Annotated in this window: 1 protein-coding gene; it reads right to left on the bottom strand. The window is 40.8% G+C overall.

Translation table 11 applies throughout. From position 1 onward, the window contains the following. Window positions 1-255: EH signature domain-containing protein (locus ACZ3HG_RS24235; protein ID WP_465335004.1), on the bottom strand; the 255-nt coding region annotated here is incomplete at both ends.

Here is a 255-nt window from a genome sequence, read left to right as displayed (position 1 = left end):
CACCACTTTGAGAACTAAAGTGCACCAGACCTGGATCTTGAAGTTGACCTTTGTTAAAGTCCAAAGATTGGAAACGCAGATCTTCTGCATCGTAATAAGACTTGTACATTGAAGGAGAATTAGGTGAATCAATACGCTGAGCACGAAGCCGACCATTGTGACTCCATTCACAAAAAATAATCTGCCCAATACGAAGCAAGAGAATGCTTTGTGAAGTATCCGAGCCGAACAATTTTGCATACTTGAGATACTTAG

The organism is Erwinia sp. PME.40.26/001, from assembly GCF_055556675.1.
Note: the sequence above shows the minus strand (reverse complement) of the source record. Positions and strands in the feature narration are given on the sequence as shown.